The sequence below is a fragment of the Cognatiluteimonas lumbrici genome (assembly GCF_006476065.1).
In the GTDB taxonomy this organism is placed as follows: Bacteria; Pseudomonadota; Gammaproteobacteria; order Xanthomonadales; family Xanthomonadaceae; genus Cognatiluteimonas; species Cognatiluteimonas lumbrici.
On record NZ_ML636798.1, the window covers coordinates 2,287,469 to 2,314,372 of the forward strand.

General features: G+C 72.1%; 22 protein-coding genes and 1 pseudogene. 7 read left to right on the forward strand and 16 right to left on the reverse strand.

The genetic code is table 11. From position 1 onward, the window contains the following. The 4 genes from E4F25_RS11060 to E4F25_RS11075 all read right to left on the reverse strand — a co-directional run bounded on the left by E4F25_RS11060 (nt 1) and on the right by E4F25_RS11075 (nt 4,882). On the reverse strand, nt 1-1,308 hold the full coding sequence (locus E4F25_RS11060) for a peptidylprolyl isomerase (protein ID WP_140910185.1): 1,308 nt from the start codon (nt 1,306-1,308) through the stop codon (nt 1-3). Next, nucleotides 1,305-3,668, reverse strand: a complete 2,364-nt coding sequence (gene lptD, locus E4F25_RS11065) for an LPS assembly protein LptD (RefSeq protein ID WP_140910186.1) — start codon at nt 3,666-3,668, stop codon at nt 1,305-1,307. Before lptD ends, E4F25_RS11060 begins: the two co-directional genes overlap by 4 nt. A gap of 70 nt (nt 3,669-3,738) precedes the next feature. After that, a complete protein-coding gene (locus E4F25_RS11070) occupies nt 3,739-4,305 on the reverse strand; it encodes a cob(I)yrinic acid a,c-diamide adenosyltransferase (RefSeq protein WP_140910187.1) in 567 nt (188 codons plus the stop codon). Nucleotides 4,306-4,312: 7 nt separating this feature from the next. Then, nucleotides 4,313-4,882, reverse strand: coding sequence for a DUF6580 family putative transport protein (locus E4F25_RS11075; protein WP_140910188.1), 570 nt, complete (start codon nt 4,880-4,882; stop codon nt 4,313-4,315). 48 nt (nt 4,883-4,930) lie between these two features. On the opposite strand from E4F25_RS11075, the gene ubiH reads away from it, so the two are divergent. Beyond that, nucleotides 4,931-6,199, forward strand: a complete 1,269-nt coding sequence (gene ubiH / locus E4F25_RS11080) for a 2-octaprenyl-6-methoxyphenyl hydroxylase (protein WP_140910189.1) — start codon at nt 4,931-4,933, stop codon at nt 6,197-6,199. Continuing rightward, nucleotides 6,196-7,374 carry a UbiH/UbiF family hydroxylase gene (locus E4F25_RS11085; RefSeq protein WP_140910190.1) on the forward strand — a complete coding sequence of 393 codons (1,179 nt, stop codon included), beginning with the start codon at nt 6,196-6,198 and terminating at the stop codon, nt 7,372-7,374. Before ubiH ends, E4F25_RS11085 begins: the two co-directional genes overlap by 4 nt. A 4-nt stretch (nt 7,375-7,378) precedes the next feature. On the opposite strand, the gene E4F25_RS11090 is transcribed toward E4F25_RS11085, so the two are convergent. From E4F25_RS11090 to ahpC, 7 genes are all read right to left on the reverse strand, one after another. Continuing rightward, complete coding sequence (locus E4F25_RS11090) at nt 7,379-8,152, reverse strand: EF-hand domain-containing protein (protein WP_140910191.1); 774 nt, start codon at nt 8,150-8,152, stop codon at nt 7,379-7,381. 86 nt (nt 8,153-8,238) lie between these two features. Continuing rightward, a complete protein-coding gene (locus tag E4F25_RS11095; RefSeq protein ID WP_140910431.1) occupies nt 8,239-8,799 on the reverse strand; it encodes a nucleoside deaminase in 561 nt (186 codons plus the stop codon). 11 nt (nt 8,800-8,810) lie between these two features. Beyond that, on the reverse strand, nt 8,811-10,571 hold the full coding sequence (locus tag E4F25_RS11100) for a glutamine--tRNA ligase/YqeY domain fusion protein (protein ID WP_407062816.1): 1,761 nt from the start codon (nt 10,569-10,571) through the stop codon (nt 8,811-8,813). A 7-nt stretch (nt 10,572-10,578) separates the two neighbouring features. Further along, nucleotides 10,579-10,998 (reverse strand): nucleoside diphosphate kinase regulator, encoded by a 420-nt coding sequence (gene rnk, locus E4F25_RS11105; protein WP_140910192.1) that lies wholly within the window; start codon nt 10,996-10,998, stop codon nt 10,579-10,581. 85 nt (nt 10,999-11,083) lie between these two features. Next, nucleotides 11,084-12,025, reverse strand: a complete 942-nt coding sequence (oxyR, locus tag E4F25_RS11110) for a DNA-binding transcriptional regulator OxyR (RefSeq protein ID WP_140910193.1) — start codon at nt 12,023-12,025, stop codon at nt 11,084-11,086. A gap of 20 nt (nt 12,026-12,045) precedes the next feature. Beyond that, nucleotides 12,046-13,629 carry an alkyl hydroperoxide reductase subunit F gene (ahpF, locus tag E4F25_RS11115; RefSeq protein ID WP_140910194.1) on the reverse strand — a complete coding sequence of 528 codons (1,584 nt, stop codon included), beginning with the start codon at nt 13,627-13,629 and terminating at the stop codon, nt 12,046-12,048. A 108-nt stretch (nt 13,630-13,737) separates the two neighbouring features. Beyond that, nucleotides 13,738-14,301 (reverse strand): alkyl hydroperoxide reductase subunit C, encoded by a 564-nt coding sequence (gene ahpC, locus E4F25_RS11120; protein ID WP_140910195.1) that lies wholly within the window; start codon nt 14,299-14,301, stop codon nt 13,738-13,740. Between the two features lie 228 nt (nt 14,302-14,529). Between ahpC and E4F25_RS11125 the strand changes: the two genes are divergently transcribed. Then, the gene (locus E4F25_RS11125; protein WP_140910196.1) at nt 14,530-14,892 is read left to right on the forward strand and encodes a hypothetical protein; all 363 of its coding nucleotides are present in this window, start codon (nt 14,530-14,532) and stop codon (nt 14,890-14,892) included. 38 nt (nt 14,893-14,930) lie between these two features. Here the strand turns inward: E4F25_RS11125 and E4F25_RS11130 are convergent. After that, nucleotides 14,931-15,587: pseudogene (locus E4F25_RS11130) on the reverse strand (UdgX family uracil-DNA binding protein); the annotation flags it as partial. After that, nucleotides 15,532-19,947, reverse strand: coding sequence for a DEAD/DEAH box helicase (locus E4F25_RS11135; protein WP_140910198.1), 4,416 nt, complete (start codon nt 19,945-19,947; stop codon nt 15,532-15,534). The gene E4F25_RS11135 and the pseudogene E4F25_RS11130, both read right to left, overlap by 56 nt. Before the next feature lie 116 nt (nt 19,948-20,063). Between E4F25_RS11135 and E4F25_RS11140 the strand changes: the two genes are divergently transcribed. The 4 genes from E4F25_RS11140 to pip all read left to right on the forward strand — a co-directional run bounded on the left by E4F25_RS11140 (nt 20,064) and on the right by pip (nt 24,804). Then, nucleotides 20,064-20,258, forward strand: coding sequence for a hypothetical protein (locus E4F25_RS11140; RefSeq protein WP_140910199.1), 195 nt, complete (start codon nt 20,064-20,066; stop codon nt 20,256-20,258). Between the two features lie 67 nt (nt 20,259-20,325). Continuing rightward, entirely contained in the window at nt 20,326-23,010 is a 2,685-nt protein-coding gene (locus tag E4F25_RS11145; protein ID WP_181168268.1) for a M1 family metallopeptidase, read from the forward strand. After that, nucleotides 23,007-23,828 (forward strand): peptide chain release factor N(5)-glutamine methyltransferase, encoded by an 822-nt coding sequence (gene prmC, locus E4F25_RS11150; RefSeq protein WP_181168269.1) that lies wholly within the window; start codon nt 23,007-23,009, stop codon nt 23,826-23,828. The genes E4F25_RS11145 and prmC overlap by 4 nt, the downstream gene beginning before the upstream one ends. 31 nt (nt 23,829-23,859) lie before the next feature. Beyond that, complete coding sequence (gene pip / locus E4F25_RS11155) at nt 23,860-24,804, forward strand: prolyl aminopeptidase (RefSeq protein WP_140910201.1); 945 nt, start codon at nt 23,860-23,862, stop codon at nt 24,802-24,804. A gap of 9 nt (nt 24,805-24,813) precedes the next feature. On the opposite strand, the gene E4F25_RS11160 is transcribed toward pip, so the two are convergent. Genes E4F25_RS11160 through E4F25_RS11170 form a run of 3 tightly spaced genes read right to left on the reverse strand, consistent with a single transcriptional unit; the run spans nt 24,814 to nt 26,866 of the window. Next, nucleotides 24,814-25,383 (reverse strand): NUDIX hydrolase, encoded by a 570-nt coding sequence (locus E4F25_RS11160; RefSeq protein ID WP_140910202.1) that lies wholly within the window; start codon nt 25,381-25,383, stop codon nt 24,814-24,816. Then, nucleotides 25,380-26,300 (reverse strand): 5'-3' exonuclease, encoded by a 921-nt coding sequence (locus E4F25_RS11165; protein ID WP_140910203.1) that lies wholly within the window; start codon nt 26,298-26,300, stop codon nt 25,380-25,382. The genes E4F25_RS11160 and E4F25_RS11165 overlap by 4 nt, the downstream gene beginning before the upstream one ends. Continuing rightward, nucleotides 26,297-26,866, reverse strand: a complete 570-nt coding sequence (locus E4F25_RS11170; RefSeq protein WP_140910204.1) for a nitroreductase family protein — start codon at nt 26,864-26,866, stop codon at nt 26,297-26,299. Before E4F25_RS11170 ends, E4F25_RS11165 begins: the two co-directional genes overlap by 4 nt. Nucleotides 26,867-26,904: the final 38 nt, after the last annotated feature.

A 26,904-nucleotide genomic window follows, 5' to 3' on the forward strand; every position in this document is an offset into this window, starting at 1 on the left:
TCAGCCGGCGTTGCCGGCGGCCGGATCCGGCGTGCCGAGGCGGATGTCCACGAAGGCTTCGCCGCGCAGTTCGCGCAGGAAGCGCTCCCACTGCTCTTCGAGCTTGCGCTGGCCGATGCTCTCGCGCACCTGCTGGCGGCGGTTCTCGTCGGCGGCGACGGTCTGCCGCTCGCCCTCGCGCTGGACGATGTGCCAGCCGGCCTGGGTCTTGAAGGGCGCCGACACCTCGCCGTCCTGCAGCGCCGCGAGTTGCTGCCCGAAGTCCACGCCGTAGGCGTCGCGCGCGAACCAGCCGAGCTCGCCACCGCGCGAGGCGGTGTCCTCGTCCTCGGAGTTCTCGCGCGCCAGTTCGCCGAAGTCGGCGCCGCCGGCCACGCGCGCGCGCAGCGTTTCCAGCTTCGCCACGGCCGCGGCGTCGTCGCCGGTGACCAGGATGTGGCGCGCGCGGAACTGGGTGATGGTGCCGGCCCCGGCCTGGGCCTGGCGGATGTCGGTGAGCTGCAGCAGCTGGAAGCCGCTGGGGCCGCGGATCGGGCCGATCACTCCGCCGGGCTGCATCTGCATGATCACCTGGGTGAACGACGGCGGGATCTCGTCGATGTTGCGCCAGCCCAAGTCGCCGCCTTCCAGCGCGTTGGGGCTGTCGGAGTAGCGCACCGCGGCGGCGGCGAAGTCGATGCCGCCCTGGCGGAGCTCGGCGAGGATGCGGTTGGCCTTCTCCTGCGCCGTGGCGATCTGGTCGGCGGAGGCGCCCTCGGGCACCCCGACCAGGATGTGGGCGAGGCGGTACTGCGCGCCGCCGCCCTGCTGGTTGGCGAGCGCGGCATCCACTTCGCCCTCGCTGACGCTCACGCGCCCCTGGGCGAAGCTCTGGCGCATGCGCTGGATCAGGATCTCGTCGCGAACCGACTCGCGCAGGTCGGCCAGGGTCATGCCGCTGCGCGCGAGCTCGCCCACCAGGCCCTCGAGGCTGGTGTTGTTCTGCTGCGCGATGCCGGCGATGGCCGCGTCCAGCTCCTGCTCGCTGACCTCCATGCCGGAGGCGCGCGCGCGGGCGACCTGCAGCTGGGTCAGGACCATGCGCTCGAGCACCTGGCGCTCGAGGTATTCGCGCGGCGGGAGCTGGTCCTCGCGTCCGGCGAACTGGCCGTAGATGTTGCGCAGCGCGCGGTCGAGCTCGCTGCGCAGGATGACGTCCTCGTCCACGACGGCGACGATGCGGTCGAGCGGCTGGAGTTGCTGGGCCGTGGCCTGCGCCAGCGGGAAGAGCCCGGCAAGGGCAAGGAGGCAGGCAAGCAGTCGGGTCATGGCGTCGGGTCGGGGGAGTGGGCGTCACCGTCCGGATCAGGGGCGACCTCGGAGGGCGGGACCAGGTACAGGTCCTCGCGATAGTAGCCGAGGATAGCACGGCGCAAGCGGCTCTCCGTGTCCGGGCCGGCCGAGCCCAGGCCCTTCAGTTCGATCTCGAACTGCAGCGAGGTGCCGAGGTCGCCTTCGCGGTTGTGCACGTGCCGCCGGCCCACCAGGCGCACCGCCATGCAGCAGCTGTCCCACTGCACGCCGGCGATGCCCTCGAGCAGCTGGCGGTCGTCCAGCGAGTAGTAATAGCGCCCGACCAGGCTCCAGGACGGATTCAGCGGGTACAGGAAGTTGAGGTCCACCTGCTCGAGCAGGTCGCGCCGGTAGCGGTAGGAGAAGTTGACCACGCCGGTGTCGCCGACCAGGTACCGGGTGCGCAGGCTGGCGAGGTCCTTGCGCCGGAACTTGGGATCCCACTGGTAGGAGCCGCCGAGGCTCCAGCGGTCGTTGACCGCGTAGCTGATGTCGCCGACCCAGGCCGACTTGCCGCGCTCCACCGGCTCCTCGCCCGGCGCGGTGACCCGCGAGTCGTCGAAGTAGCGGATCTGCCCCAGGCTCGCCGACAGCTTCTCGCGCCCGTCGGACTGGCGCAGCAGGCGGGTGGAGACCGCGAGCGTCAGCTGGTTGGCGTCGGTCTGCCGGTCGGCGCCGGTGTAGCGGTTGTCGCGGAACAGCTGGCCCCAGCTGAAGGTCATCGGCCGGGTGTCGAACAACGGCAGCCCGGACTGGTCGCGGTAGGGCACGCGCAGGTAGAACAGGCGCGGTTCCAGCGTCTGCAGGTAGTCCTCGCCGCGGATGTCGGCGTCGCGCTCGAAGAACAGGCCGGCGTCCAGCGACGCGATCGGCAGGCTGCGGCGCGGCGAATCGCTGCCCGCGGCCGCGGCCAGCGGTTCGTCCAGGCGGTAGCTGGTGTGGCGCCAGGCCAGCTTCGGGGTCATGAACCAGCTCGCGCCCTGCAGCGGCATGCTGACGAAGGGCCTGGCGTCGAAGCGGCTGCCGCCGGGCTTGTCCGGGTGGTGGAAGCGCACGGCCTCGGCATCCATGCCCAGGGTAAGCCACTCGGCGAAGGGCTGTTCCCAGGAGGCGAAGGCGCGCGGGAGCCGGTCGTGCGGCAGCACCAGGTCCGACAGGGTGTAGTCGGCGAGCTGGTAGTGGTCGGCCATCAGGCCGGCGCTCCAGTAGCGGCCCTGGCCGTACACGCCGACATTGCTGGTCAGGGCATACGGCGCCAGCCCGTCGATGTTGTTGCTGAAGTCCTCGAGGTAGCGCGGGTCGCTGATCCAGTTGAGGTTGCCGCGCGCGATCCAGCTGCCGGACAGCCGCTGGTGGCCGCGGAAACTGAACTGGCCGCGGTCGTCGTCGCGCCGGTTCTCCAGCGGATAGCCCTTCTCGATGAACTCCGCGGTCTCCTCGTCGCGCTCGCGGCTGGCGAGGCGGTCGGACGGCAGGTAGTCGAACTCCAGGGTGCCGGCGCCGCCCTCCACCAGGTAGCGGAACTGGGTGCCGAGCTGCACGCCGCGCTCGGTCATCAGCCGCGGGGTCAGGGTGGCGTCGTAGTTCGGCGCCAGGTTGAGGTAGATCGGCTGGCGGTAGTCGAAGCCGTTGCGGCTCGACGAGCCCACCGCCGGGTAGAGCAGGCCGGTGCGGCGGCGGTCGTCAACCGGGAACGGGAACCAGGGCACGTACAGCACCGGCACCTTGCCCACGCGCAGCACCGCGCCGCGCGCGACGCCCATGCCTTCCTCGGTGTCCACGTCGATGCGGCGGGCGCGCAGCTCCCAGCTGCGTTCGCCGGGCGGGCAGGTCGAATAGGTGGCGCCGTACAGCGAGCCGAGCGGCCCGTGCATGGTGATGTGGTCGGCGCCGCCGTTGCCGCGCCGCGAAACCAGCTGGTAGCTGACGTCGTTGAGCTGGTGGGTGTCGCTGTTCTGGTTGCCCTCGGCGGTTTCCGCGACCAGGCGCATGCCCGAATCCTGGTAGCGCACGCTGCCGGTGGCGACGTAGGTGCCGGTCTCGCTCTCGTAGGTGAGCTTGTCCGTGCCGAGGAACTGGTCGCCACGACGGAGCGACACGTTGCCCTCGAACACGGGCTTTTCCTCGGTCCCGCCCAGGGTGTCGCCGTAGATGTCGGTCGGCTGGTCGACGCGCGTGCTGGTGATGCCGGTCGGGTTCTGCGCATCCGGGAACGCCGGGATGGCATCCACGACCGGGCACAGGCGCCAGTCTTCCGGGCGTTCGTCGGCGGCGTGGGCCGACAGCGACAGGGCGACCAGCGCGGGGAGCGGCAGCAGTCTGAGGGCTTTGCGCACGCGGGGGACCGGGATCGGAAACGGCGGACAGCTTGCCGCATTGCCGGTGTACCGGCAATTCACGCCACGCTCAGGTGCCGGTCGCCGGACGCCGCCGCTCGTGCTTCCAGACCACCTCGCCGTGGCCGTCGCGGCGGGCCAAGACGCGGGCCAGCACGAACAGCAGGTCGGAGAGCCGGTTGAGGTAGCGGATCGCCTGCGGACGGACGTCCTCGGCGCTGGCGAGGGTCACCGTGGCGCGCTCGGCGCGGCGCACGATCGTGCGCGCGAGGTGGCAGCGCGCCGCCGCCTCGCCGCCGCCCGGCAGGATGAATTCCTTCAGTGGCGGCAGGTCGGCGTTGTAGCCGTCGAGCGCGCGCTCCAGGGCCTCGATGTCGGCGTCGCCGATGGCGGCGTGCCCGGGGATGCAGAGCTCGCCGCCTAGGTCGAACAGCTGGTGCTGCACGGTGGTCAGCAGGTCGGCCACGTCCTGCGGCACCGGGCTGGCGAGGACCACGCCGATCGCGGAGTTGGCCTCGTCAACGGTGCCGTAGGCGGCGACCCGGGCCGAGTCCTTGGCGACGCGGGTGCCGTCGCCCAGGCCGGTGCTGCCGTCGTCGCCGGTGCGCGTGTAGATCTTCGACAGGCGGTTGCCCATGCGGGCGTCAGACCGTCTGCGCGGCGAGCACCGGGAGCCGGCGGCGGAGCAGGGCGAACCCGCCGAACAGCAGCGCGGCGTAGGCGAGCGTGCCGAGCAGGGTCCACTTGAAGAACGGGATGCCGGCGACGAACGCCGCCATCAGCCCGGCGCCGGTCTGCGGATAGAACGGCGAGGCCAGCCACGCAGCGAAATTGGTCACCACGAAGAACAGCACCGAGCCGGCGAGCGAGAAGCCGAGCAGGCGGGGGCCGGTGACGCGGCCCCGCAGGCCGAAGCCGAGCACCGTGGACAGCGCGATGCACGCATACACGGACCAGAAGCTGATGCCGCCGATGTAGCCGGCGTAGCTGGCGCCCAGCACCGCCCCGAGCACCAGGTCGGACAGCAGCAGCGCCACCAGCGGAACCAGCAGCGCGAGCTGGCGCGAAGCGAAGTACGCGCCACCGAACAGCGCGATCGCCTCCACCGGCGAGAAGTTCGGCGGATGCGGCAGCAGCCGCGACAGCGCGGCGGCGGCGATCAGGCCGGTCAGCACCAGCGGGCCGGGGGCGAAGGCAGTGGCGGTTCGATTCATGTCGTGTCGTGCAGTCGATGGAGCCGGAACCGGTAGCATAGCGCAGCCATGGAGACCCCCGCGCACGCACGCCCGGAAAAGCAGGACCCCCAAGGGCAGCGCCGCGCCGCGCCCACCGCCAGGCACGACGTGGTGGTGGTCGGCGGCGGCCTGGTCGGCGCCAGCCTGGCGATCGCGCTGGAACGCATCGGCGTGGACGTGGCGCTGGTCGAGGCCACGCCGCCGGGCGCGTTGCCGGCGGTGTTCGACCAGCGCAACCTGAGTTTCGCCGAGGCCACCGTCAACGCGCTGGACGCGCTCGGGGTGATGGCGCTGCTGCGCATGCCGCGCGCGCCGATCCGGCGCATCCACGTCAGCCGCCGTGGCGATTTCGGGCGCGTGCTGCTGGACGCGCCTGCCTACGGCCGCGACTGCTTCGGAGAGATCGTGGTCGCGCGCGACTTCGGCGACGCGCTGGAGGCGCGGCTCGCGGCGCTGCCGCGCATCGCCCGCTACCGTCCCGCGCGCTTCCTCGGCCTGGAGGCCGGGGACGATGGCCTGCGCCGGCTGCGCCTGGCCGGCAGCGCCGGGGAATCCACGATCGCGACGCGGCTGCTGGTGGCGGCCGACGGCGCGCGCAGCAGCGTCCGCGACGCGCTCGGCATCGGCGTTGCGCAGCACGACTACGGGCAGGCGTTGTTCGTGGCCCGGGTGCGCACCTCGCGCGCGCCCGACGGCACCGCCTGGGAGCGCCTCGGTCCGCACGGCCCGACCGCGCTGCTGCCGCGCGGCGACGGCTGCCATGGCCTGGTGCACGGCGTGGATGCAGCCGAGGCCGACGCGGTCGCCGCGCTCGACGACGCCGGATGGCTGGCGCGGCTGCAGCGCGAGTTCGGCTGGCGCGCCGGGCGTTTCCTCGGGATCGGCGAGCGTTCCCGCCACTTGGCCGTGCGCGTGTGTGCCGAACGGCTGGTCGCGCCGCGCGCGGTGCTGGTCGGCAACGCTGCGCAGTCGGTGCATCCGCTCGGCGCGCAGGGATTCAACCTCGGCCTGCGCGACGCGCTGACCCTGGCGGAGCTGCTGGAGGGCACCGCCGACCCGGGCAGCGACGCCCTGCTGGCCGCGTATGCGGCGCGGCGCGAGGAAGACCGCGCGCGCACGCTCGCGTTCTCCGACGGACTGGCGCGCCTGAGCGCCTCCCCCGGCACCGTGCCGCGATTGCTGCGTGCCGCCGGGATGGCGGCGGTGGACCGCTCGCCGACCCTGCAGGGCTGGCTGGTGGGCGGCGCCATGGGCTATCGCGGCGACGTGCCGCGGCTGTCGCGGGGCAACGCGTGAGCCGGCGCATGGTCCTGGATGCCGTGGTCGCCGGCGGCGGCGTGGTCGGCGCTGCGTGCGCGCTGGCGCTGGCGGGCGAGGGCTTGGAGGTCGCGCTCGTGGAGGCGGCGCTGGCGCCGAGCTGGACGCCGACGCCCCCGGACCTGCGGGTGTTCGCGTTCGCTGCGGACAATGCACGGCTGTTCGAGGGCCTGGGCGTCTGGCAGGACATCGTTTCCGCGCGGGCGCAGCCCTACCGGCGCATGCGCGTGTGGGACGCCGCCGGCGGCGGCGAGCTGGCCTTCGACGCCGATGCCTACGGCCGCCGCGAACTCGGCTGGATCGTGGAGAACACGCTGCTGCAGGACCGCCTGTGGGCGGCGCTGCCGCGCGCCGGCGTGCGCCTGCACTGCCCCGCCAGGGTGGAGGCGCTGGAACAGGACGAGGCCGGCGTGCGCCTGCGCCTGGACGACGGCGGCTGGCTGCAGGCGCGGATCGCGGTGGCCGCCGACGGCGCGCGCTCGACGCTGCGCGAACTCGCCGGCATCGGCACCGCGTCGCGCGACTACGGGCAGCGCGGCGTGGTCGGTTACGTCGCCGGCGAGCGCCCGCACGAAGACACCGCCTGGCAGCGCTTCCTGCCCGGCGGCCCGCTCGCGGTGCTGCCGTTCGCGGACGGCAGCTGCTCGATCGTGTGGAGCCTGCCCGCGGACGAGGCTGCGCGCGTGCTCGCGCTGGACGACGCTGCGTTCGGCCATGAGCTGACGCGCGCGTTCGACCGCCGGCTGGGCGCGATGACGCCGGTGTCGCCGCGTGCGGCGTTCCCCCTGCGGCGGCAGCTGGCATCAGATTACGCGCACGGACGCGTGCTGGTGCTCGGCGACGCCGCGCACGTCGTGCATCCGCTGGCGGGGCAGGGCGTGAACCTGGGGCTGCGCGACGTCGCGGCGCTCGCCGCCCTGGTTGGTGACGCCCGCAGCCGTGGCGGAGACTGGGCGAGCCCGGCGCGCCTGCGGCGATGGGCGCGGACGCGGCGCAGCGAAGCGGCGGTGGCCGCGCACGCGTTCGAGGCGATCCACGACGTCTACACCTCGGACAACGTGGCAGCGGCCCTGCTGCGAGGGCCGCTGCTGGGGTTGGCGGGCCGGCTGCCGCCGGTCACCCACGGCCTCTGGCGGCGCGCCTCGGGCCTGTAAGCGGTCAGCGCACCGGCTGGCCGCCCGACGGGACTTCGAGCGGGTCGATCCAGTCCTTCATCTCCGCGCGGCTCAAGCGCCCGTTGTCGTCCAGGTCGACGACGTGGAACTCGCGCATGAGGTCGGCGTTGCCGCGCGCCTCCGCGCGCACGATGGCGCCGTCGCCGTTGGCATCCATGGCGGCGAAGTCGACGCTGTAGTTCGACGAGATCGAGTTGCCGGGCTGGTCGGTGACGGTGACGTCCGCCCCCGCGCCGGCGCGCACGTCCACGTCCACCGGCGGCGTCGGCACCTGCACCTGCGCCGGCGGTGCCAGCGCGGCGTCGGTGGCGACCTGGTGGGCGACCTCGGCGTCGATGGCGGCGTCGAGCGCGGCCGCGTTGGCCGCGCGGGCGACGTCCTCGGCCTCGTCCGCCACCCTGGAGGCGTCCTTGCTCACCATGTGGCCGATGGCAGCGTCGTTGGCGGCGGAATCCGCGGCCTGGGCCGCGCCGGTGGCCAGGCCCGCGGCGACGGCCGCCTGGCTGGCGTTGGCCGCGGCCACGCCGGCCGCGAGTTCGGCGGTCGGGCTGTCCGCGGCGACGTCCGCCGTGGCATCGGCGTCGGCGGCGGCGTCGATCGCGGCGGAGGCGTTCGCGCGCGCGGCGGCCGCGGCTTCGCGAGCGGCCTCGGCTTCGCGCAGGGCTTCCTGCTGCTCCTGGGTCTGCGCCAGCGCAGGCGCGGTGGCGCCCATGGCGGCGAGCAGGGCGATGGAAAGACAGGCGTGCTTGCGGGTCATTGGGGGTGCCTCGCTGATGGGATCGCGGGCCATGCTTGCGCGCGCACCATCAACCACCCGTCAACCCGGGCCGGATTGGCTGAAGCTCAGTAGAACGCGCCGCCCAGTTCGCCGTAGGCCTTCAGCACCGTGCAGGCTTCGTCACGACGCAGGTCGCGGACGACTTCGATCCCGCGCCGCTCCAGCTCTCCGATCCAGTCCTCCGGCAAGGGGCCTTCGTCGAACTCGGTGAGCGATTCGGTGTCCTCGCTGCGCGCGCCGATCAGCAGGCGGTCGATGCCGGCCCACACGCTGGCGCCGTAGCACTGGCAGCACGGCTGCGCGGAGGTCGCGAGCACGACCTTGCGCCCGTCCTCGTTCAGGCGCGAGCGCTGCAGGCGCTGCTGGGCCATGGCGAAGGCCATGATCTCGGCGTGCGCCACCGAGCAGTTCTGCGGCAGCACGCGGTTGACGCCGACCGCGACGACCCGGTCGCGATCGTCGAAGATCGCGGCCCCGAACGGCCCGCCGCTGCGCGCCTCGACGTTGCGGCGCGCCAGCTCGATCGCCAGCGCGACCTTGGCCTCGTCGCCGGCGAAGTCGCGGCCCGACAGGTCGAGTTCGTGCACCCAGGGCGGCAGCGTGAGGTGCAGTTGCAGCGGCAGCATGCCCATGGCGGTCAGGGCTTCCGTGCCCAGGTGTCGCGCAGGGTGACGCTGCGGTTGAACACCGGCGCGTCGCCGCGGTGGTCGCGGCGGTCGGCGACGAAGTAGCCGTTGCGCTCGAACTGGAACGACTGCTCCGGTTCCGCCGTGGCCGCCGCCGGCTCGACATAGCCGGTAACGACGCGGCGCGACTCCGGATTGAGGTAGTCGCGATAGCTCTTGCCGCCTTCGTCCACGTCGGGGTCGGGCACGGTGAACAGCCGGTCGTACAGGCGGATCTCGGCCGCCACCGCGTGCCGCGCGCTGACCCAGTGGATGGTGCCCTTGACCTTGCGGTTGGCGCCTTCCATGCCGGGGCGCGATTCCGGGTCGAGCGTGCAGCGCAGCTCGACCACGTTGCCGTCGGCGTCCTTGACCACCTCGTCGCAACGGATGATGCCGGCGCCGCGCAGGCGCACGTCGCCGCCGGGGACCAGCCGCTTGAAGCCCTTGGGCGGGACCTCGGCGAAATCCTCGCGCTCGATCCAGAGTTCGCGCGAGAACGGGATCTCGCGCGTGCCCTGCGACTCGTCCTTGGGATGGTTGGGGAACACCAGCGATTCCTCGTGGCCTTCCGCCAGGTTGGCCAGCACCACCTTCAGCGGATCGAGCACCGCCATGCGCCGCGGCGCGCGCGCGTCGAGGTCGTCGCGCAGCGCGCCCTCGAGCACGCCGATGTCGAGCAGCGAGTTCTGCTTGCTGACGCCGACCCGGTCGACCATCAGGCGCAGCGCCGAGGGCGTGTAGCCGCGGCGGCGGATGCCCTGCAGGGTGGGCATGCGCGGGTCGTCCCACCCATCCACCAGGCCGTCCTCGACCAGCGCGAGCAGCTTGCGCTTGCTCATCACCAGGTAGTTGAAGTTGAGCCGCGAGAACTCGATCTGGCGCGGCTTGGCCGCCTCCAGCGGGAAACCGCGGTCGAGCAGCGGCTGCAGCAACTCCGGGTGGCCGGCTAGGTCCACCTTGTCCACGCACCAGTCGTACAGCGGGCGCCGGTCCTCGAACTCCAGCGTGCACAGCGAGTGGGTGATGCCTTCGATCGCGTCCGACAGCGAGTGCGCGTAGTCGTACATCGGGTAGATCGGCCAGGCGTCGCCGGTGTTCTGGTGCGGCACCTTCTTGATCCGGTAGATCGCCGGGTCGCGCATGGCGATGTTGCCCGAGGCCATGTCGATCTTCGCGCGCAGGGTGCGGCTGCCGTCGGCGAACTCGCCGGCGCGCATGCGCCGGAACAGGTCAAGGTTCTCCTCGATGCTGCGCTCGCGGTACGGCGAATTGCGCCCCGGTTCGGTCAGGGTGCCGCGGTACTCGCGCACTTCCTCGGCGGAGAGGTCGCAGACGAAGGCGTCGCCTTGGCGGATCAGCTTCTCGGCGCCCAGGTAGAACACCTCGAAGTAGTCCGAGGCGTGGCGTAGCGAGGCCCAGTCGAAGCCCAGCCAGCGCACGTCCTCCTGGATCGCGGCCACGTACTCCGGGTCTTCCTTCGCCGGGTTGGTGTCGTCGAAGCGCAGGTTGCAGCGCCCGCCGAACTCGGCGGCGATGCCGAAGTCCAGGCAGATCGCCTTGGCGTGGCCGATGTGCAGGTAGCCGTTGGGCTCGGGCGGGAAGCGGGTGCGGATCGCGGCGTGCTTGCCGCTGGCCAGGTCCTCGCGGACGATCTGGCGGATGAAATCCTGCCGGGGAACGTCCTGGCGGCCGGGCACGACCTCCGTGGCGGGGGCGGGTCGGTCGGTCACGTCGTGCTCAGCGGTGGAATTCGCCCGCCGCCTCCGGCTGGTAGCGGATCTCGAGCACGCGCAGGCGCGTGCTGCGCCCGCCCGGGAGCTGCCACTCGATGCTCTGCCCGGCGCGAAGGCCGAGCAGCGCGCTGCCGACCGGGGCCAGGATCGAGACCTTGTCCGGGCTGCCGTCGGCATCGCGCGGGTAGACGAGGGTCAGTTCGCGCTCGGCGCCGGTCGCCTCGTCCACGAAGCGGGCGGTGGAATTCATGGTGATCGCGTCGGCCGGCACGTCCTTCGGCTCGCAGACCTCGGCGCGCGCGAGTTCGTCGCGCAGGCCGTCGAACTGCGGGCCCGCCTGCGCCGGCTGGTCGAGCAGCGCCTCGAGGCGCTCGCAATCCAGTCGCGAGAGGACCAGGGGCGGGTTGGCGGGAGTGGCAGGCATCGGTCTTGCTCCATGTGGCGTTGCCAAAGCGAACGCGGGCGGGGCGTCGTGCGCCCCGCCCGCAGGTCGTTCGAATGGCTCAAAGTTAGCCGGTGGCGGCGTCTTGTTCAACTGCCGCGGCGGGCGGGGCCAGCAGCTCCGGAGGCAGCGAGCGGAACACGCCGGCCAGCTCCTGCAGGATACCAGCGCGCGCCGAGCTCCGCCGCCAGGCCATGCCGATCCGGCGGCTCGGCGGGTCGGCGTCCTCGAAGGGCAGCAGGCGGATGTCCCGGGAGCGCGCGACCGGCGGTTTCACCGCCAGCGTCGGCAGCAGGGTGACGCCCACGCCCGCGGCCACCATCTGGCGCAGGGTCTCCAGGCTGGTGGCGCGGAATTCGCTCTTCTCGCTGGCCCCGGAGAGACGGCAGACGTCGAGGGCCTGGTCGCGCAGGCAATGGCCGTCCTCGAGCAGCAGCAGGCGCTCGTCGGCCAGTCCGTCCATGGTGATGGACGACGCATCCGCGAGGCGGTGCCCGGCCGGGACCGCGAGCACGAAGGGTTCCTCGAATACCGGCTCCACGTGCAATTGCTCGTCGTGCAGCGGCAGCGCCAGCAGCGCCGCGTCCAGGCGACCCTGCTGCAGGCGTTCCAGCAGTACCGGGGTCTTCTCTTCGACCAGCAGGAGCTCCAGCCGCGGGAAGCGCCGGCGCAGGCGCGGCATCACGTGCGGCAGCAGGTAGGGGCCGAGGGTCGGGAAGATGCCGAGGCGGATGCTGCCGGCCTCCGGGTCCTGGGTGCGGCGCGCGGCCTCCTTCATCTGCTCGACCTCGGCCAGCACCCGGCGCGCGCGCGCCACCATCTCCTCGCCGGCCGGCGTCAGCATCACCTTGCGCGGCGCGCGCTCGACCAGCACCACCCCGAGCTCCTCCTCCAGCTTGCGGATCTGCGTGGACAGCGTCGGCTGGCTCACGAAGCTGGCCGCGGCGGCGCGGCCGAAATGCCTGTGCTCGGCCAGCGCCACCAGGTACTGGAGATCGCGCAGGTTCATGCCGGTCGGGCGGCGCGCGGCTACGCGGCCCTGGCCACGTCGCCGGCCGGCGCCGAGGTGCGGATCAGGTGGTCGAACGCGCTCAGCGCAGCGGTGCAGCCGGCACCCATCGCGATCACGATCTGCTTGTACGGCACCGTGGTCGCGTCGCCGGCGGCGAACACGCCCGGCACGCTGGTGGCGCCGCGCTCGTCGATCACGATCTCGCCGCGCGGGCTCAGCTCCACCGTGCCCTTCAGCCACTCGGTGTTGGGCAGCAGGCCGATCTGCACGAACACGCCGGCCAGCTCGACGGTGCTCGATTCGCCGCTCTCGCGGTCCTTGTAGACCAGCGCGGTGACCTTGCTGCCGTCGCCCAGGATCTCGGTGGTCTGCGCGTTCACCAGCACGTCCACGTTCGGCAGGCTGCGCAGCTTGCGCTGCAGCACCTCGTCGGCGCGCAGCTTCGCGTCGAACTCGAGCAGGGTCACGTGCTCGACGATGCCGGCCAGGTCGATCGCGGCCTCGACGCCGGAGTTGCCGCCGCCGATCACCGCCACGCGCTTGCCCTTGTACAGCGGGCCGTCGCAGTGCGGGCAGTAGGCCACGCCCTTGTTGCGGTACTGGTCCTCGCCGGGCACGCCGACCTGGCGCCAGCGGGCGCCGGTGGCCAGCACGACGGTCTTCGCCTGCAGCGAGGCGCCGCTCTCGAGCTGGACTTCCAGCAGGCCGCCCGGCGCACTCGCCGGTACCAGCTTCGCCGCGCGCTGGAGGTTCATCACGTCAACGTCGTATTCGCGCACGTGCTGTTCCAGCGCCACGCCCAGCTGCGGACCCTCGGTGTACTGCACCGAGATGAAGTTCTCGATCGCCAGCGTGTCCAGCACCTGGCCGCCGAAGCGCTCGGCGGCGACGCCGGTGCGGATGCCCTTGCGCGCGGCATAGATCGCCGCGGCGGCGCCGGCCGGGCCGCCACCGACCACGAGCACGTCGAAGGGGTCCTTCTGCGCGATCTTCGCGGCCGCCTTCGCCGCCGCGCCGGTATCGAGCTTCGCGACGATCTGCTCGATCGTCATCCGGCCCTGGTCGAACGGCTCGCCGTTGAGGAACACGGTCGGCACGCTCATCACCTCGCGCGCCTCGACCTCGTCCTGGTACAGGGCGCCGTCGATGGCGACGTGGCGGATGTTGGAATTGAGCACGCTCATCGCGTTCAGCGCCTGGACCGTGTCCGGGCAGCTCTGGCACGAGAGCGACATGTAGGTCTCGAACACGAACTCACCCTCCAGGTCGCGGACCTGGTCGGCGAGTTCCTCGTCGATCTTCACCGGGTGGCCGCCGACCTGCAGCAGCGCCAGCACCAGCGAAGTGAATTCGTGTCCCATCGGGATGCCGGCGAAGCGCACCTGCACGTCGGTGCCGGCGCGCACGATCGCGAACGAAGGCTTGCGCGGGTCGTCGCCGTCGCGGATGGAGATCCTGTCGGAAGTCGAAGCGATGTCGCGCAGCAGTTCGCCGAGCTCGCGCGACTTGTCGCTGTCGTCCAGCGACGCGACGAGTTCGATCGGCTGCTGCAGCTTCTCCATGTAGGCCGCCAGCTGGGCCTTGAGGTCTGCGTCGAGCATGGCTGTGGCTCCGTGGTCCGGAATGGGGGGAGGGTGTCCCGGGCGTCGCGCCCGGGACGGTGCGGCCGGCCAATGGGAACCGGCCGCTGGGGGGAGGGTCGGGTCGGGTCAGATCTTGCCGACCAGGTCGAGCGACGGCTTCAGCGTCTTCTCGCCTTCCTTCCACTTCGCCGGGCACACTTCGCCCGGATGCGCGGCCACGTACTGCGCCGCCTTGACCTTGCGCAGCAGGTCGCCGGCGTCGCGGCCGATGCCCTCGGCGGTCACTTCCATCGCCTGGATGATGCCGTCCGGGTCGACCACGAAGGTCGCGCGGTCGGCCAGGCCCTGGCCCTCGCGCATGTTCTCGAAGTTGTTGGTGATCACGCCGGCCGGGTCGCCGATCATCGTGTACTTGATCTTGCCGATCGCCTCGGAGGTGTCGTGCCAGGCCTTGTGCGAGAAGTGGGTGTCGGTGGACACGCTGTAGATCTCGACGCCGAGCTTCTGGAACTCGTCGTAATGGTCGGCCAGGTCCTCGAGCTCGGTCGGGCAGACGAAGGTGAAGTCGGCCGGGTAGAAGAAGAACACCGACCACTTGCCCTTGAGGTCCGCGTCGGAGACTTCGATGAACTTGCCGTCCTTGTAGGCCTGGGCCTTGAACGGCTTGATGGGGGTGTTGATCAGGGACATTTCCTTGGGTCCTCCGGGGGTGGGTGGGAAGTTCAACGGGACGATCTTAGGAATCCGAATAGAAAAGATCAAATTGATTGATCTCATCTATACGATAGGCGCGGTGAATCAATACGGCACCGGCGCATATCCTCTATGGGGGCGGAGCCGCGCCTTTCCACATGCGTTTCACCGTGCGCGGACCGGCTCGGGTATCACATCGGGCCAGTCCATCAGAGGAATCGCGCCATGGAAGCCCAACCGCTCCTGCAGACCTCCTGCGTCCTGTTCCTGCTGGCCGCCCTGGGCGGCCTGGCGATGGCCGGGATCCGCTTCTCAGGCAACCGCAACCCGCCGGTGTGGCTGGCCATGGGCCACGGCGGGCTCGCGGTCGCCGGCGTCGCGCTGCTGGCCTACGCCGTGCTGGCCACCGCCGCCCCGGCCGCGGCGCTGTGGTCGCTGGTGCTGCTGCTGGTCGCCGCCGCCGGCGGCACGGTGCTGTTCCTCGGTTACGAGTGGAAGCGCGAGCTGCTCCCCGTCTGGCTGGTACTGGTCCACGCCGTGGTCGCCGTCGCCGGCTTCCTCCTCCTGGTCGTCGCCATCCTGCAATAGCGTCCGCGAGAGCGCCCCTCCCGAGCTCGAAGTCCGGACTACAGGTCGAGCAGCAGGGCGAGGTCGGCGACGAAGTCGCGGTAGGCGAGGCGTCGTGCCTCGTCCCCGCCGCGCGCCCGCAGCACCGCCGACGGATGCACCGTCGCGAACACCCGCGTGCCGTCGGCGAGTTCCTGCCACGTGCCACGCTGCCGCGTCACCCGGAACGCCGGCCCCAGCACATTGCGCGCCGCGATCGCACCGAGGCAGACCACCACCGCCGGGCGGATCCGCGCCAACTCGCCTTCCAGCCACAGCCGGCACGCACGCTGCTCCGATGCATTCGGGCTCTTGTGCAGCCGCGCTTTGCCGCGGCGCTCGAACTTGAAGTGCTTGACCGCGTTGGTCACGTAAAGGCCGGCGCGGTCGATCCCGAGTTCGGCCAGCGCCCTGTCGAACAGCTTGCCCGCCGGCCCGACGAACGGATGCCCGCTCAGGTCCTCCCGGTCGCCGGGCTGTTCGCCCACCACCAGCACGCGCGCGTCGTCGGGACCCTCGCCGAACACCGTCTGCGTCGCCGGCTTCCACAGCGGGCAGCGCTTGCAGTCGCGCGCGGCATCGCGGAGCGCGTCGAGGCTCTCGTCGCGCGGCTCCGGCGCGCTACCTTCGGGGACCGACCTCCGCGCTGGCCGCTTCCGGGTCGCCATCCGCCGCATGCTCGACGGCCGCGCGTGCAAGCGACGTGGCGAAGGGCGACTCCGGCTCGCGCAGCAGCAGCCGCTTCGCTTCGTGGGCGTCGATCGGCAACGGCTCCACCAGGTGCTCCACCTTGCCGGCGACCAGCGCCGCGAGCGCGATGCCGTCGCGGTACAGGACGCGCGCCCCGGCCAGGCGCGGCACCTTGCTGCCCGGCAGCACCGTGCCGGCGAGGTTGAGCGGATCGCTGGCGGACACCACCAGCAACTCGCCGTCCGGCTCGCTGCGCCGGACCTGCCGCAACGACGCCACCGCTTCCGGCAGCGCGAACTGCTCGCCGCTCAGGCCGGCGACGAAACGGCCGCCGCGCACTTCGCCGCGGGCTTCCAGGCGGTGGTACACGCGCAGCAGTTCGCGCCACGGCGGCAGCCACGCCGCTTCGCGCTCGAGCAGCCGCCAGCCGACCACGCCGTAGCGGCGCAGCAGCGTGCGTGCAACGTGCTCGACCGCCTCCGGCGAAAGCTTCGCCGGCGCTTCGCCCTGGTGGCGGCGGGCGAGCGTCCAGCGGCCGGCGTCGGAAATGCCGGTCAGCGACAGCCGGCCGGCGCGGCGGTGGGTGGCACCGCGCCGCGACGGCGGGACCATCAGCGCGCGCAGCCCGGCGTAGCTGTCGCAGTGCACGCGTCCGCGCACCACCAGTTCCGCCAGCGCGTCCTCGAGTTCCGGGCGCAGCAGGCCGGCATCCGCGAGCAGTTCGTCGAAGAAGGAGGCGCCGTGGGCACGCAGGCAGTCGGCGACCTTCTGCGCCCGGCTCGACAGCTCCGGCTCCTCGCCTGCGCGCTGGGCCAAGGCCTGCGTCCACAAGGCGAGCTGTCGGCGCGGCAGCAACGCGATCGGAGTCCCCTTGACCGGCGCGCTGCCGCCGTGGCCGTCGCTGGCGGCCGGCCGCAGCCGTGCCCAGGCAACGCGGCCGGCGGTGCACAGGTCGTCCAGCCAGGCCGGCGAATAGTCGGACACGCGTGCCGGTAGCAGTTCCGCCTCCCACGCGCCGGCAGGCGCCTCGAAACCCTCGAGTTGGCCGAGCACTCCCGCCAGCGCCTCCGGGCCGCTGGCCCGGGTGGCCTTCGCCACCCGCTGCCAGGCGAACAGGAAGCGCATGAATTCGTGCGGCGCGACCGGCTGGATCTCCTTGCGCAGGCGGCCGATGGTCTTGCGGTGCACGCGCGCGAGCAGGCCGCGCTCGCACCACTCCAGCGCCGGCGTGGCGGTGAAGTGCCCGCGCATGGCGTAGCCCTCCGACTCGAGCGCGGCCAGCGCCATGTCCACGTCGAGTTGCGGCAGCGCGAGCTGGTCGGCGAGCGCGCCGGCGGAGACCACGCCCAGTGCCGACAGCCGGCCGCGCAGCACTTCCACCAGCGCCTGCTCGCGGGTCCACTGCTCGGTCGCGTACTCGCGTGGCGGCGCGACCTCGGGCACGCAACGGGCTCCCGGATACAGCGCACGCGCCAGCGGCAGGCGCTCGGCCGCGAACCACAGGCTGCCGCCGACGCTGGCGCGGGTGGCGCGGCCGGCATCGGCGAGCGCCTGCAGGTGCTCGCTCCAACCGGGGTTGGCCAGGGCCTCGCGCGCGGTGACGCAGCCCACCCCCATCAGCGCCTCGTGCATCTCGTCGGCGTTGCGCGCGCGCGGCCAGGCCTGCTCGCCGACCTCCCTGATCGCTTCGGGATCGAGGCGCGACAGGTCGCCGGCGTCGCCGCGATCGGCGTAGCCGCGCGTGGCCACCGCCTGGGTGCGGCGCTCCTCCAGCGGCGCGTCGTCGAGGAACGCGTACGGGCGCGCGTTCAGCGCCTCGGCCGCGAACGGCGAGGGCGCGGTGACGTCGCGCGCCAGCACCTCCACCTCGCCGGACTCCATGCGCCGCAGCAGGGCCAGCCAGCCCTCGGTGTCCATCGCCTCGTGCAGGCAGTCGTCCAGGGTCTGCGCCACCAGCGGGTGGTCGGGGATCTCGCGCTCGCCGACGATGTTCTCCAGGCACGCGACCTGGTCCGGGAACACGCTTGCCAGCAGGTCCTCCGAGCGCATCCGCTGCAGCTGCGGCGTGACCTTCTTGCCGCCGACGAAGCGCGGTAGCGCCAGCGCGGTGGTCGCGTTCCAGCGCCAGCGCGCCCCGAACAGCGGTGCGTCCAGCAGCGCCTGCACCAGGATGTGCTCGGCGGAGTAGGAATGCAGGTAGCCGGCAACCTCGATCAGCGGGAACGAGTGGCTGGTGGACAGCGACAGCACGATCGCGTTCTCGGTCGCGGCCGCCTGCAGCTCGAAGTTGAACTTGCGGCAGAAGCGCTTGCGCAGCGCCAGGCCCCAGGCGCGGTTGAGGCGGCTGCCGTAGGGAGAGTGGATCACCAGCTGGGTGCCGCCGGATTCGTCGAAGAAGCGTTCCAGCACCAGTGTGTCGCGCGTGGGCATGGCGCCGATCGCGGCCTGCTGGTTGGCGCAGTACTCGGCGAGCTGGTGCGCGGCCTCGGGCGGCAAGCCGAGTTCGTCCACCAGCCAGGCGACCAGCGGCGCGTTGTCCGCGTCCAGGCGTGCGGCGATCTCCCCGCGCAGGCGGGACACGCCGACCGACAGCTCGTCGGTGCGCCCGGGCGCCTCGCCGAGCCAGAACGGGATCGTCGGCGGCTGGCCCTGCGCATCCTCCACCCGCACCCGGCCGGCCTCGACCCGGATGATCCGGTAGCTGGCGTTGCCGAGCTGGAAGATGTCGCCGGCGATGGACTCGATCGCGAAGTCCTCGTTGACGCTGCCGATGATGATCGATTCCGGCTCGAGCACCACGTTGTAGTCGCCGGTGTCGGGGATGGTGCCGCCCGACATCACCGCGGTCATGCGCCCGCCGGCGCGGCCGCGCAGCCTCCCGTGCACGGCATCGCGATGGATGTAGGCGCCGCGGTTGCCGCGGCGGGTGGCGTAGCCGTCGGCCAGCATCCGCACCACCGCGTCGTAGTCCTTGCGCGACAGCCCGCGGTAGGGCCAGGCGCGGCGCATCCAGTCGTACAGCGCGTCCTCGTCCCATTCGCGCGCGGCGACCTCGGCCACGATCTGCTGCGCAAGCACGTCCAGCGGCGCCACCGGCATCACCAGCGCATCGAGTTCGCCGCGGCGCACGCAGTCGAGCAGCGCCGCGCACTCGACCAGGTCCTCGCGCGAGGTCGGGAACAGCCGCCCCTTCGGGGTGCCGCCGACGAAGTGCCCGGAACGGCCGACGCGCTGCAGGAAGGCCGCGATCGCGCGCGGCGAGCCGAGCTGGACCACCAGGTCCACGTCGCCGATGTCGATGCCCAGCTCCAGCGAGGCGGTCGCCACCAGCACCTTGAGCCGGCCCGCCTTGAGCCGCTGCTCGGCGTCGAGCCGCAGTTCCTTCGACAGCGAGCCGTGGTGCGCGGCCACCGCTTCCTTGTCCAGGCGCTCGGCCAGGTGGCGCGCGGCGCGTTCGGCCATGCGTCGGGTGTTGACGAAGACCAGCGTCGTCCGGTGGGCCTCCACCAGTTCCGCGATGCGTGCGTAGACCAGCTCCCACTGCTCGTTCGACATCACCGGCTGCAGCGGCACCGGCGGCAGTTCCAGCGCGAGGTCGCGCTCGCGGGTGTAGCCGATGTCCACGATCGCGCAGTCCGGGCTGCCGTCCGCGGCCACCGCGGCGGTGCCGACCAGGAAGCGCGCCACCTCCTCGATCGGTTTCTGGGTCGCCGAGAGCCCGATCCGCCCCAGGCGCCGGCCGCACAGCGCCTCCAGCCGCTCCAGCGACAGCGCCAGGTGGCTGCCGCGCTTGCTCTGCGCGACCGCGTGGATCTCGTCGACGATCACCGTGCGCGTGCCGCCGAGCATGGCGCGGCCGGACTCCGAGCCGAGCAGCACGTACAGCGACTCCGGCGTGGTGACCAGGATGTGCGGCGGCTGGCGGCGCATCGCCGCGCGTTCGGACTGCGGGGTGTCGCCGGTGCGCACCGCGGTGCGGATGTCCACGTCCGGCAGCCCCAGCCGCGCGAGTTCCTCGCGGATGCCAGCCAGCGGCGCCTCGAGGTTGAGGTGGATGTCGTTGGACAGGGCCTTCAGCGGCGACACGTAGACCACCTGCGTCGCTTCGGGCAGGCCCTCGCGCGAGAGGCCCTGCCGGACCAGCGCGTCGATCGCGGACAGGAAGGCGGTCAGCGTCTTGCCGGAACCGGTGGGGGCGGCGACCAGGGTGTCGCGGCCGGCGCGGATCGCCGGCCAGGCGGCCACCTGGGCGGCGGTGGGCGCCGCGAAGGCGCGCGCGAACCAGCCGGCGACGGCCGGGTGGAACCCGGCGAGGACGCTGTCGTTCGGCGGCGATGGCGACTGCATGGCGGCATTATCCGGGACCTGCGTCGCAGCCCATGAGACCAGCGCCGGCGGACGTTCACCTGCCCGTGATCCGCCACCGCCATGCTGTCCCGCGACCCCATCCTTCCGGAGCCCGCATGACCACCGCCCTCGACAAGTCGCTGCGCCGCGAGATCCAGATCGAAGACAAGCCCTACACCCTGACCATCGACCCGGCCGGCCTGAAACTGGTCGAGAAGGGGCGCCGCAACGGCGTCGAGCTGGCCTGGCGCGACCTGGTGAACGGCGATGCCGCCCTGGCCGCCGCCCTGCAGGGCTCGGTCGACCGCTAGGACTTCTGTCAGGGTCGCGGCGCCGCCCGCTGCCGTAGTCTCGGCGGATTCCATGGGAGGATCCCCGATGCGCCTGCGCCGCACCCTGCTTGCCACCGCCCTGCTTTTCGCCAGCGGCGCCGTCGCCGCCGCATCCGGCGACGACGTCCCCACCGGTCCGCTGCCGCGCACCGTGGTGCCCAGCGAGGTCGGCCTGACGCTGACCATCGACCCCGCGCAGCCGCGCTTCAGCGGTCGCGTCGAGATCTCCGTGGACGTGGCCGAGGCCACCGACACGATCTGGATGCACGGCAAGGGCCTGGAGATCCGCCGCGCGGTGTACATGCCGCAGGACGGGCGCAACCAGGAGCTCGCCGCCGAGGAGGTGCACGTCTCCGGCGTGCTCAAGCTGACCGCTTCGCAGGAAATCGCGCCGGGCAAGGGCGTGATCGCGATCGAGTACGACGCGCCGTTCGGCGAGCTGCAGGGCGCCTACAAGGTGAGCCCCGACGGCCGCGACTACGTGATGACGCAGATGGAGCCGCTGGGCGCGCGCGCGACCTTCCCCGGCTTCGACGAGCCGAGCTTCAAGCAGCCGTGGCGGATGACGCTGGTGGTTCCGGACGGCGACGTCGCGGTGGCCAACGCGCCCGAGGCCGAGACCGTCGACCTCGACGGGCCGATGAAGCGGGTGGTGTTCGAGAGGACCGAGGCGTTGCCCAGCTACCTGATCGCGTTCGGCGTCGGACCCTGGGACGTGGTCGACGGACCGGACATCCCGGCCAACGGCGACCGCGCGGAACCGATCCGGCTGCGAGGCGTCGCCGCCGCGGGGCAGGGCGGGCGCATGCGCTACTCGCTCGCGCACACGCCGGAGATCGTGATCGCGCTGGAGGACTACTTCGGCATCCCGTATCCGTTCGCCAAGCTCGATAACCTGGCCGCGCCCGACTTCTGGGCCGGCGCGATGGAGAACGCCGGCCTGATCGTCTACCGCGACAGCCTGATGTTCCCCGACGAGGCGTCCGCGGTCAGTCGCCGCCAGGCGTTCTGGGGCGTGAGCGCGCACGAGCTCGCGCACCAGTGGTTCGGCGACCTGGTGACCATGGAGTGGTGGGACGACCTGTGGCTCAACGAGGGCTTCGCCACCTGGATGGGCAACAAGATCCACGCCCGGCTGCAACCGGAGGCGCACGCCGACCGCGGGCTGCTCGAGGGCGCGCTGTATGCGATGGGCGCCGACAGCCTCGCCAGCACCCGCCGCGTGCACGAGCCGATCCACGACTTCACCGACATCCAGTCCGCCTTCGACGGCATCACCTACCAGAAGGGCGGTGCGGTGCTGAACATGTTCGAGCAGTACATCGGCCCGGAGGCGTTCCGCGCCGGCGTCCGCGACTACCTGCAGGCGCACGCGCGCGGCAACGCGACCAGCGCCGACCTGATCGCGGCGGTGGCAGCGCATGGCGACCGGCCCGAAGCCATCGCCCGGGCGTTCTCCAGCTTCATCGACCAGCCAGGGGTGCCATTCGTGCTCGTCGCCCTGGATTGCGCGGGCGCCACCCCGGCGCTGGTGCTCTCGCAGCAGCGCTACCTGCCGATCGGCTCGGTCGCGCCGGACGCCGGCCAGTGGGACATCCCGATGACCGTGCGCTACGGCGACGGCGGGACGATCCGCACGCAGAAGCTGCTGTTCACCGGCAAGCAGCAGCGGGTGGAACTGGACGATGCCGGCGCGTGCCCGGCGTGGGTGATGCCCAACGCGCACGGCAACGGTTACTACCGCTTCGCGCTGGAGCCGCGCTGGCAGCAGGCGCTGGCCGATGCGTTCCCGCTGCTCGACGAGCGCGAGCAGCGCGTGTACGCCGATTCGGTGACCGCGGCCTACGGTGCCGGGCGGCTGTCGCCGTCGCAGCTGCTGGCCGCGCTGCCGAAATTCGCCTCGGCACCGGTCCGCCAGACCGCGACCGCCGGCATGTACAACACCGAGTGGATGGCCACTTACCTGCTGCGCGACGAAGCCGCGCGCGATGCCTTCCACGCCCGCGTCGCCGACATCTACCGTCCACGCCTGGAGCAGCTGGGGCTGTCGCCGAAAGCCGGCGACAGCGACGACGACAAGCTGCTGCGCGCCAGCCTGGTCGGGTTCTTCGCGGAGACGCTCGAGGATCCAGCCGTGCGCAAGGCGATGGACGCGGCCGGGCGCGCGGTGCTGGGGCTGGACGGCGACGGCGCGCTCGACCTGGACGCGGTTGCCGAGGATCTGCGCGGCGTTGCCATCTCGGTGGCGGTGGAGGAGGGCGGTGAAGCGGCGTTCGACGCGGCGCTCGCGCACTTCCGCGCCAGCCAGGACGCGGTGCTGCGCAGCCAGCTGCTGTCGGCGATCGGCGCGACCGGGAACCCTGCGCTGGACGAGCGCGCACGCGCGCTGGTGTTCGAGCCCGGGCTGCTGCGCCGCAACGAGATCTTCCCGGTGGTCGGCGGCCAGGCCGGCGAGGAGGCGAGCGCGCCGGCGCTGCGCCAGTGGGTCGACGCACACTTCGGGGAGCTGGAAGCTCGGTTGTCGCCCGCCGGGGCCGCGATCGTCAACCTGTACGCTGCCGGCATGTGCAGCAACGCGGAGGCCGATGCCTTGCAGGCGAAGTTCGCGCCACGGATGGAAGCTGTGGAAGGCGGCCCGCGGCAGCTGAAGCAGTCGGTCGAGGCGATCCGCTTGTGCGCCGCGCAGGTCGCGGCGCGCAAGGGGCAGCCGCTGGACTTCCCGGCGCGGTGACCCGGCTCGACGCGTTGCTGCGCGCGGCATCCGCCCGGGTCGACCCGCCGGATGCCGCGCTGCTGCTCGCGCATGCGTTGCAGCGGCCGCGCGCCTGGCTGTACGCGCATGGCGACGAGGCGGTGGACGCCGCCGCGGCGGCGCGCTTCGAAAGCCTGCTCGCGCGCCGCGTCGCCGGCGAGCCGGTCGCCTACCTGACCGGCAGCCGCGGCTTCTGGCGCTTCGAACTGCGGGTCACGCCGGACACGCTGATCCCGCGTCCGGAAACCGAATTGCTGGTGGAGCTGGCACTCGAGCGCCTGCCGGCCGATCGCGTGCTGCGCGTGGCCGACCTCGGCACCGGCAGCGGCGCGATCGCGCTGGCGCTGGCCGGCGAGCGGCCCCGGGCAGAGGTCGTGGCCACCGACGCCAGCCCCGCGGCGCTCGCGGTCGCGCGCGGCAACGCGGCCGCGCTGGGCATCGGCAACGTCGCCTTCCGCGAGGGCAGCTGGTTCGCGCCGCTGGCGGGGGAACGTTTCGACCTGGTCGCCAGCAACCCGCCCTACGTCGCCGCGGGCGACCCGCACCTCGGCGAGGGCGACCTGCGTTTCGAACCGGCGACGGCGCTGGCCAGCGGTGGCGACGGCCTCGACGACATCCGCGCGATCGCCGCGGCCGCGCCCGCGTACCTGGCCGCGGGCGGCTGGCTGCTGCTCGAACACGGCCACGACCAGGGCGCGGCCGTGCGCGCGCTGCTGCGCGAGGCGGGGCTGGCCGACGTGGCCACGCATCGCGACCTCGAACAGCGCGAGCGGGTCACGCTCGGCAGGCGCGACTAGAATGGGCGGCTCCCACGCCACGGAGCCACGCATGCGCACCCTGTACCCCGAGATCGAGCCCTACGAGACCGGCACCCTCGAGGTCGATGGCCGCCACAAGCTCTACTACGAGCAGTGCGGCAATCCGGACGGCAAGCCGGTGGTGCTGCTGCACGGCGGCCCCGGCGGCGGCTGCAGCGCAAAGATGCGCCGTTTCCACGACCCGGCGAAGTACCGTATCGTGCTGTTCGACCAGCGCGGTGCCGGGCGCTCCACCCCGCACGCCGACCTCGTGGACAACACCACCTGGCACCTGGTCGAGGACATCGAGAAGCTGCGTCGCAAGCTCGGCATCGAGCGCTGGCAGGTCTTCGGCGGCAGCTGGGGCTCGACCCTTTCGCTCGCCTATGCCGAGAAGCATCCGGAACGGGTGACGGAACTGGTGCTGCGCGGGATCTTCATGCTGCGCCGCTGGGAACTGGAATGGTTCTACCAGGAAGGTGCGTCGCGGTTGTTCCCGGAAGCCTGGGAGCAGTACGTCGGCGCGATCCCGGAGGTCGAGCGCGCCGACCTGATCAGCGCGTTCCATCGCAGGCTCACCTCGCCGGACGAGGCGGTGCGCCTGTCCGCCGCGCGCGCGTGGAGCGTGTGGGAAGGCGCCACCAGCTTCCTGCACGTGGACCAGGACTTCGTCAGCGGGCACGAGGACGCGGCGTTCGCGCTCGCCTTCGCGCGGATCGAGAACCACTACTTCGTCAACGGCGGCTTCTTCGAGGTCGAGGACCAGCTGCTGCGCGACGCGCACCGCATCGCCGACATCCCCGGCATCATCGTGCACGGCCGCTACGACGTCGTCTGCCCGGTGCAGAACGCCTGGGACCTGCACAAGGCCTGGCCGAAGGCCGAGCTGGTGATCAACCCGGGATCAGGGCACTCGGCGTTCGAGGAAGAGCACGTGCACGCGCTGGTGGAGGCGACCGACCGCTTCGCCGCCTGATCCACCCGCTCAGCCGTGGTAGGGGCTGCCATCCGGATTGCGCTCAAGCATCCACAGCCCCGCCCACAGTTTCGGGTCCAGTTCATAGCCTTCGGCCTGCCTGGCGACCAGCCAGGCCGCGGCTTCCGCGCGCGGCACTTCGTGGACGACGATGTCCTCGCTGTCGTCGCCCCCTCCCGGGCCGACTTTCGTCAACCCGCTGGCGCGCACGAAGGCGACCCGCTCGTTGCTCATGCCCGACGAGGTCGGGCCGATGGTCAGCACCTCGACCCGTGCCGGTTCCCAGCCGGTTTCCTCGACCAGTTCGCGGCGCGCCGCTTCCTCGAGCGTGTCCTCGCCGTCCTGGTCGCCCACCAGTCCTGCCGGCATCTCGATGCTGCGCGCGGCGATCGGGATCCGCGGCTGCTCCACGAACAGCACCCGGTCGTCCGGAGTGAGCGCGGCGATGATCACCGCCATGCCGTCGCCATGGGTGCGCTCGGCATATTCCCAATGGCCGCGGCGCACCAGCCGCAGCCACTCGCCTTCGTGGATGGTTTCCGCCGGCGGCAGCCGGTCGAGGTCGAGGCGGTGGCTCATGCGGGCACGAATTCGAGGCCGGCGGCCTCGTGCAGGCGGCGTCGGGTCATCGGCCCGAAACGGAGCGCGTCGCAGAGCGCCTGCAATCCGGCGGCATCGGCGTCGCCGCGGGCGAAGTCGCGGTCGTGGTCCAGGGGCGCGTCGCAGGCGATCGTGGTCAGCTGGCGGAAGAGCCGCGCCTGCTCGCCGTTGGCGCGCAGCTTGGCCGCGACCGATGCAGCGCCCCGGAAGCGCAGGAACGGTATCTCCTCGACCCGCTCGAGCAGTGCATCCAGGCTTTCGAAGTGCGCGAGCAGGGCCGCCGCGGTCTTGGCACCGATGCCGGGCACGCCGGGGATGTTGTCGACGGCATCGCCGCACAGGGCGAGGTAGTCGGCGACCTGGTGCGCGTGCACGCCCTGGCGCTCGCGGACGCCGTCGGCGCCCCAGCGCTGGCCCCGCGCGAAGTCCCATTGCTCGTCGCCGTCCTCGAGCAGCTGCGACAGGTCCTTGTCCGCGGACACGATCACGCCGCGGTGCCCGTGCCGGCGTGCGTGGCGCAGGGCGCTGCCGATCAGGTCGTCGGCCTCGTACTGGCGGTGGGACAGCACCACCAGGCCCAGCGCGACGCACAGGTCCCTGCAGTGCACGAACTGCCGCTTGAGCGCTTCCGGCGCCGGCTCGCGGTTGGCCTTGTAGGCCGGGTAGAGGGTGTTGCGGAAGCAGCTGTCCAGGGCCTCGTCGAAGGCCACCGCGATGTGCTGCGGGCGGGCGCGGTCGAGGAGCTCCAGCAGGAACCGCGCGAAGCCGTGCACCGCGTTGGTCGGCCAACCCTCGGCATCGTGGAACTCGTCCGGCATCGAATGCCAGGCGCGGAACACGTACATGCTCGCGTCCACCAGGTAGAGCGTGGGGCGGTGCCCGGTGGCCGCGTTCATGCCGGTCTCCAGTCGGTGAGCAGTTGCCGCGGGTCCGGCCGTTCGCGCTGCGGTGCCTCGGCCTGCGGAGTGCCGACATGGATGAAGCCGGCAATGCGCTCGTCCGCGCCGAGTCCGAGCAGCCGCAGCACGTGTTCGTCGTAGGCCGGCCAGCCGGTCAGCCATTGCGCGCCGAAGCCGCTGCCCTGGGCCGCCTGCAGCAGCGCGAAGCAGACGCAAGCCGCCGAAGCGAAGCGTTCGGCCTCGGGAATCTTCGGGTCCTCGCCGAGGCGGGCGACGACCGCGATCACCAGCGGCGAGCCGAAGCGCCCGCGGTCCTTGTCGAGCGTCGCCTGCGAGGCCTGCGGGTCGCGTTCGAGCGCTCGTCGTACCAGCGTTTCGCCGAGTGCGTCGCGGGCATCTCCCGCGATGCGGATGAAGCGCCACGGCACGCGGCGGCCGTGGTCGGGGACGCGGACCGCGGCCTCGAGCATGCGTTGCAGGGTGGCCTCGTCGGGCCCGGGTTCGCCGAGCAGGCGCGCCGGGATGGAGCTGCGCGAGTTCAGCGATGTGAAGAAGGCGTTCATGGGGGCACTCCGAATGCGATGCACGTCACACATCCGCG

Bases quoted from the DNA above. Each gene is read 5' to 3' on its own strand.
- ahpC (WP_140910195.1), bottom strand. From the start codon at position 14,301: ATGTCCCTGATCAACACCCCCATCAAGCCGTTCAAGGCCCAGGCCTAC.
- E4F25_RS11075 (WP_140910188.1), bottom strand. From the start codon at position 4,882: ATGAATCGAACCGCCACTGCCTTCGCCCCCGGCCCGCTGGTGCTGACC.
- pip (WP_140910201.1), top strand. From the start codon at position 23,860: ATGCGCACCCTGTACCCCGAGATCGAGCCCTACGAGACCGGCACCCTC.
- oxyR (WP_140910193.1), bottom strand. From the start codon at position 12,025: ATGAACCTGCGCGATCTCCAGTACCTGGTGGCGCTGGCCGAGCACAGG.
- E4F25_RS11060 (WP_140910185.1), bottom strand. From the start codon at position 1,308: ATGACCCGACTGCTTGCCTGCCTCCTTGCCCTTGCCGGGCTCTTCCCG.
- ubiH (WP_140910189.1), top strand. From the start codon at position 4,931: ATGGAGACCCCCGCGCACGCACGCCCGGAAAAGCAGGACCCCCAAGGG.
- E4F25_RS11135 (WP_140910198.1), bottom strand. From the start codon at position 19,947: ATGCAGTCGCCATCGCCGCCGAACGACAGCGTCCTCGCCGGGTTCCAC.
- E4F25_RS11090 (WP_140910191.1), bottom strand. From the start codon at position 8,152: ATGACCCGCAAGCACGCCTGTCTTTCCATCGCCCTGCTCGCCGCCATG.
- E4F25_RS11165 (WP_140910203.1), bottom strand. From the start codon at position 26,300: ATGAACGCGGCCACCGGGCACCGCCCCACGCTCTACCTGGTGGACGCG.
- E4F25_RS11125 (WP_140910196.1), top strand. From the start codon at position 14,530: ATGGAAGCCCAACCGCTCCTGCAGACCTCCTGCGTCCTGTTCCTGCTG.
- E4F25_RS11160 (WP_140910202.1), bottom strand. From the start codon at position 25,383: ATGAGCCACCGCCTCGACCTCGACCGGCTGCCGCCGGCGGAAACCATC.
- E4F25_RS11145 (WP_181168268.1), top strand. From the start codon at position 20,326: ATGCGCCTGCGCCGCACCCTGCTTGCCACCGCCCTGCTTTTCGCCAGC.
- E4F25_RS11095 (WP_140910431.1), bottom strand. From the start codon at position 8,799: ATGCTGCCGCTGCAACTGCACCTCACGCTGCCGCCCTGGGTGCACGAA.
- ahpF (WP_140910194.1), bottom strand. From the start codon at position 13,629: ATGCTCGACGCAGACCTCAAGGCCCAGCTGGCGGCCTACATGGAGAAG.
- E4F25_RS11140 (WP_140910199.1), top strand. From the start codon at position 20,064: ATGACCACCGCCCTCGACAAGTCGCTGCGCCGCGAGATCCAGATCGAA.
- E4F25_RS11170 (WP_140910204.1), bottom strand. From the start codon at position 26,866: ATGAACGCCTTCTTCACATCGCTGAACTCGCGCAGCTCCATCCCGGCG.
- E4F25_RS11070 (WP_140910187.1), bottom strand. From the start codon at position 4,305: ATGGGCAACCGCCTGTCGAAGATCTACACGCGCACCGGCGACGACGGC.
- rnk (WP_140910192.1), bottom strand. From the start codon at position 10,998: ATGCCTGCCACTCCCGCCAACCCGCCCCTGGTCCTCTCGCGACTGGAT.